Annotated in this window: 6 protein-coding genes; 4 read left to right on the top strand and 2 right to left on the bottom strand. The window is 48.7% G+C overall.

The genetic code is table 11. The features are described from left to right. Positions 1-203: hypothetical protein (locus B157_RS40445; RefSeq protein ID WP_425423192.1), on the bottom strand; the 203-nt coding region annotated here is incomplete at its 3' end. 1,494 nt (positions 204-1,697) lie between these two features. On the opposite strand from B157_RS40445, the gene B157_RS0109965 reads away from it, so the two are divergent. The 4 genes from B157_RS0109965 to B157_RS0109950 all read left to right on the top strand — a co-directional run bounded on the left by B157_RS0109965 (position 1,698) and on the right by B157_RS0109950 (position 5,345). Next, complete coding sequence (locus B157_RS0109965) at positions 1,698-3,191, top strand: arginine deiminase family protein (RefSeq protein WP_020603190.1); 1,494 nt, start codon at positions 1,698-1,700, stop codon at positions 3,189-3,191. 320 nt (positions 3,192-3,511) lie between these two features. Next, positions 3,512-4,441, top strand: coding sequence for a citrulline utilization hydrolase CtlX (gene ctlX, locus B157_RS0109960; protein ID WP_026308614.1), 930 nt, complete (start codon positions 3,512-3,514; stop codon positions 4,439-4,441). A 168-nt stretch (positions 4,442-4,609) separates the two neighbouring features. Further along, entirely contained in the window at positions 4,610-5,077 is a 468-nt protein-coding gene (locus B157_RS0109955) for a MarR family winged helix-turn-helix transcriptional regulator (protein WP_052646985.1), read from the top strand. A 43-nt stretch (positions 5,078-5,120) separates the two neighbouring features. Beyond that, on the top strand, positions 5,121-5,345 hold the full coding sequence (locus B157_RS0109950) for a hypothetical protein (protein WP_020603187.1): 225 nt from the start codon (positions 5,121-5,123) through the stop codon (positions 5,343-5,345). 19 nt (positions 5,346-5,364) lie between these two features. Here the strand turns inward: B157_RS0109950 and B157_RS34925 are convergent. After that, positions 5,365-5,611, bottom strand: a 247-nt coding sequence (locus B157_RS34925; RefSeq protein WP_020603186.1) for a transposase family protein, incomplete at its 5' end; no start/stop codon positions are given.

The raw sequence follows: 5,611 nt of genomic DNA, 5'->3' as shown, positions 1-5,611 counted from the left end.
AGCGTCATCGAGAGGGTTTGCCCGGCTGATAAGCTGTTGATGGTCCAGGTGCTGGTGGTCAGTGGGCCTTTGGTGAACACGGTACCGGCGGGCGGGGTGGCTGAGTTGGCCTGATAGGTCAGCCCGGTCGACATCGAATCGCGGATAACGATGTTGTTGAGGGCGTTGCTCGTGTTGTTGGTGACCACCANCGTGTAGGTCATCACATCGCCAATGACGGCTCTGGACTTGTCCACTCGTTTGGTCAGGGCCAGTTGGGTATTTGCTGGTGGTGGGGTGCCCAGGCAGGAAGCCGGAGCATTGTAGCTGGTTGATGCTGAATAACCGGATGAACTGTTGTTGCAGGCATCCAGCCAGTTGTAACGGAATGTGCTCTGCACATTGCTCTGCAGGGCGTTTAGGGTGATGGTTGGATTGTCATTGTAGAGGTTGAGCGTGTAGGGCCCCGGGGTGGTGGTGGCCAGGAGTTCACCGGACACCGCAAAGGTGACAGGGCTACCATTAAGTCCGCTGTATTGTGGGTTGAACTTAATCTGCCGTTGGGTAGGACTCAGGGTAGTACAACTTACTTTGGCTGCCCCCACGATGGCGAAGGGACCGGTTGTAGTGGAGGTGGGGGTGTAGCCCCCACCGCTAACGGTGACGGTGTGATTACCCGACCCCGCCTGTAAACCGGCCAGACTGAAGCTGGCCGAGGTCTGTCCTGCCGTCACGTTGAGGGTGGTGGTGGCGCCCCCATCAGTGACGGTAAGCGAACCGGCTACAGCATTTACCAGGCTAATGGTGCCCGACAGGGTGTACTGATTGGTGGTAGGGTTACAACTGCCCGGTGTTACATTTATGGACATTTGAGGCCCATCAGCAACGGTAGGCAGGGGAGGACTTCCCGGGCTTATACCACCCGGGAAATTTCCTCCAAGAACTGGTAATGTCAGTTCAAATAAACAAAAGAGCGTCCAGAAAACTTTTTTCATTTTCTTCTCCTGGTTCAGGATAGTTAAGCAATGCAATGATGGTATCGTTGAATAAATATTAAATCGCCGGAGATGGTAGAATTATGGTTGGAAAGCAGGCAGGTGAAAATCGACGGGCCACGGTCATTCAGGCAGTCGACAGTGGAGGTTTCAGATAATCCGTTGGCCTGCGCATGCCAGAAGTCTACATTTACCAGGACTTGTTCGGAAACCAGTAAATAACCTGACATAAAACCGAAGGGGGGCGGTGTGGGCAAGTCGATGTTTTCTGTAGTAAATATGGACATATGCGCTTAGTCTGTAGTTGCCTTGTATAATACGTTTACAGACTTGGCAAAAAACATGCCGAACGAAAAGTAAGGCGTATCCAAAGCCGTATTTTGGTAGACTTGCGGTACTGAATGATAGAAGGTATTGTTAAGAATATTTGTTATTTATAGTGATACTATATTGATTTTTAGAATCTTATGTCTTTTTATATACAAATAGTTAACAGAATTAAAAGTTTGATAAACAAATTTCAATGGGTAAACACATTTAATTATTTTTATGTATGGTTAGGTTTGATAGGCTCTAACCCCTTGGGAAGCAGCGAAAAAGCGAATCAATAAAGAGAGCATGAGCGGTTGAATGGCTGATTCCTGAGAAAATTTGTTCGCTTCGTAGTCGCTAAAAACGTACCTTGCAATCCACAGATATCCGCTGATTACAGACTGATTTTACATGGAAAATGGAACAAATACCGATAATAACACCCTGCTATCGGTTACGCAGCCGGTAGCTTCCCAGATCAACGTTTCCTCCGAAATTGGTACGCTGAAACGATTGCTGATTCACAGTCCCGACCGGGGCCTGGGTAAAGTTGTGCCCTCAAAAGCGCAGGACTGGTTGTTTGAAGACATCGTTCATCTGGACATGATGCGCCGGGATGAGTACGACTACTACGTTAAACTCCTGTTGTATTTTCTGGACCCCGATAAAGTACGGGGTAAGGTAGCATCCATCGGCCCTGACTCCGATCGTAACTTCTACAAGCCTGACCATGAGGCTTATTTTAAGTCCGACAAAGTCATCGACCTTCAGGTACTCCTGGCCGATATTCTGGTCGATACCGCTATCCGCACCCGGATGATTGCCGCCATCTGCGGGATTGAACGCAAGTCTTTTCGCACCCAGCAACAACTAAGCCAGTTTGAACCGGTGGAACTGGCAAAGATTATGATTTCAGGCTCGCTACCCGACCTGACCATGCTTTTTGCACCCCTGCCTAATTTTATTTTTACGCGGGATATTGGTATCGTCATTAACGACCATATTCTGCTGAACAAACCGGCCAAACTGGCCCGTACCCGCGAAGCGTTATTAGCGCAGTATATTTTCTTCAATCACCCACTATTCGCTGACTATCAAGATAAAATTCTGGAAATTCCGGATAATGAACAGGCCTTTCTGCTACCCGATACAGATGTAAACCGCGACGTGACACGTTCCACCCTGGAGGGGGGAGATGTGATGATGATTGCCAAACGACATCTGATAATCGGCGTTAGTGAGCGGACAACCCTCTACGCAGCGCAACAGGTTATGCGGCTGGTATTCAGCAAAAATCTGGTCGATACGGTGACTATTATCAAGATTCCGAAGAAGCGGGATTACATGCATATCGACACCGTGTTTACGCAGGTAAAACGCAACGTGTGGGTGTTACTGGGTACGCTGGCCCGCACAGGGGATGAAGCCCGGCAACGCGACGTTATTCACTTCTTTGCTCCCAAAGATGTATCGGAAGATATGAAAATCATGCAGTTTATCAAGGGGCTGGAACACAAACCCATTGAAATAGAAAACCTGGAAGACCTGCTGACCGACATCAGTAAAAATGACCTCGGTGCTACCGAACCGGTGCAGTTTATTTATTCGGGCAATAATGAATTTCCCTTCGGTGCCCGCGAGCAATGGACGGATTCCTGCAACCTGCTGGCCCTGAAAGATGGCGTTGTTGTGGGGTACGACCGGAATGAAAAAACGACCGATGCGTTCCGGGCTGCTGGCTTTGACGTGGTTGGGGCGGCCAAACTGCTGGGCCGTTTTGAACGGGGGGAGTCCTCACCGGAAACCATCGAAAACACGTTTATTATGTTGCCTTCTGCTGAGTTGAGCCGGGCGCGTGGTGGCTCACACTGTATGAGTATGCCGTTATTTAGGGAGCCGGTGTAAAATCAGTTGGTGAGTTGTTTGTTAGTCAGTTGTCAGTGAGTACAAAATTTTGACCGCTAAAGTGACCCTGACCTGGTTTGTTTTCTTACCATCGCCCGAACGTCATCAAATGAATTTAAGTCAATGACTTATCGGGCTTATCGATTCCAGTAAAAGGGAATTGTTTCTGAAAGCAATAGAAGAAATTTCCCGAATGGTATTTGCCCTACAAAAATCATTGTCAAAGTGAGTCAGGCACACTAATTTGCCACCTTTTAAGCAGATTATTTTGTTGCTGACTTACGACTCCTACGACTTACGACTCTTACATACTACCTATCATGCAATCACAGGCTACTTCCCGCATTTTAATGATTCGTCCCGTTCGTTTCGGGTTCAATGAGCAAACGGCCGATTCCAACGCATTTCAGGATAGTATACTGGCTGAACAAACAAAGAATGTGGTGCAGGAAAAGGCTTTGCAGGAATTCGATGCGATGGTGCAGCGGCTTCGGACCAGTGGTATGGACATAATGGTATATGAAGATTCCCCCGAACCGCACACACCCGACTCTATTTTTCCGAATAATTGGGTTTCTTTCCATGCCAGCGGTACCGTGGTGCTCTATCCCATGCAGGCCGAAAACCGTCGGCTCGAACGCAGGCAGGATATTGTCGACGATCTGGCTGAACGATTTCACGTGTCCCGCGTAATTGACCTGACGCATTTTGAACAGGAAGGCAAGTTTCTGGAAGGTACCGGAAGCCTGGTACTCGATCGGATGAACCGCGTGGCATTCGCCAGTCTATCACCCCGTACACATCCCGATGTACTGGCCGAATTCAGCCGCCAAACGGGCTATCGTGTCGTGTCATTCCACTCGGCCGATGCAGCGGGCAAGGCCGTATACCATACCAACGTAATGATGTGTATGGCTGAGACCTCCGCCATTGTGTGTCTGTCGGCTATTACGGACCCCGACGAACGGCTCATGGTTCGTCAGGAACTGGAAAAACTCGGCAAGCGGGTATTTGATATTTCGATGGAGCAAATGGCCAGTTTTGCCGGAAATATGCTGCTTATCAGAACAGGGAAAGGACAAAAGATGCTGGTTATGTCTACCCGCGCTTACGACTCCCTCACCTCTAAACAAATCAGTCAGTTAAACGAATATGCTACCCTTATTCACTTCGACCTTTCCATGATTGAAGACAATGGAGGAGGATCGGCCCGTTGTATGATGACTGAGGTGCATTTGCCTCTTAAGTGAAGTAACAGGGGTGTGTAGTAGAAGCGGGGAGCCATTCGGTATAAGAAAAAAACAGTCAGACGGCTCCCTGCTTCAAATACGCACTCTTCACTACCAATACTTTTCTTATTTTTGTTTGCACATACAACTATCGGTATTGCCTTTGCTGACAGTATACGGAAGCAGACAATGAAAAACGAAAAAATTGATGCCGTAGTTTGTGAAGAAAAGTCAGCCACACGCTTTAGTGCCTGCCTGCTTTTCTCGGCCAATGCGCTGGCGCGGGCCATCACTGCTATTGGCGATGAAGAGTTTGGTCGGTTTGGTTTATGCTATTCGCATGCGTATATGCTGTGCGAGGTAGTAGCGCAGCCCGGAATCACTCCTTCGGAACTGAGTGAAACGCTGTATCTGACCCCATCAACCATCACGCGTCTGGTGGAAAAGCTGGAGCAGAAACATTACGTCCGGCGTGAGTCGGAAGGGAAGCGAACGTTGATTTATGCCACCGCCGAGGGTGAAGCTATCCAACCCGAAATTGCCCAGGCGTGGGAGCGGGTCGGTACGCGTTATTCGGATGCTATTGGTAAAAACGACGTTTGCCAGCTAACCCAACAAGTGTTCAAAGCTGCCAAATCGTTGGGAAAAGAGTCCTGATTGAGTTAAATAGAATTGTTTGCACATACAACAAAAAAGAGCCATGAAAACAAATGAAACAGTAGTCGGTATCGCCCATGGGAAATTGAGCGCGCAAACAAAGGATATTTGTCATTCCCTGGCCGAAAAAGGCGTTTCCTGCCTTGTGGTACAGAAAGAAAATACGCCCACCGAGCTTAGCGAAACAGCGGTCGTGACAGAATCACAGCATTGGTCGGGAAAGCCGGGGCAGGATTTGTTTTTCAATGGCTGGAAACTGCTTTTTTAGTAGAGTTGGTGTAAGTTGATTATGAGAGGGTTAGATTCCAAAGGCCCGCACAGACGCCTAACAGTCTGTCTAACACCGCAGTTACTTTCAGCCGATTTCTGTTTACCAAAATACGATAGCGTTTCATCCCGCCCAAACTATGTTCAATCACCACCCGCTCACCATTGACGGCTTTGTTATGCGCCTTCTGAACCACACTCAGCTCATTGCTCAGCCCCTTTTTGACCCGCTTCCGTTTGTGAGCTAGCACCGCCCGCTCACTGCGG

Origin of the sequence: Spirosoma spitsbergense DSM 19989, from assembly GCF_000374085.1 — a bacterium.
Classification (GTDB): domain Bacteria; phylum Bacteroidota; class Bacteroidia; order Cytophagales; family Spirosomataceae; genus Spirosoma; species Spirosoma spitsbergense.
This window is presented reverse-complemented; position numbering and strand designations above follow the sequence as displayed.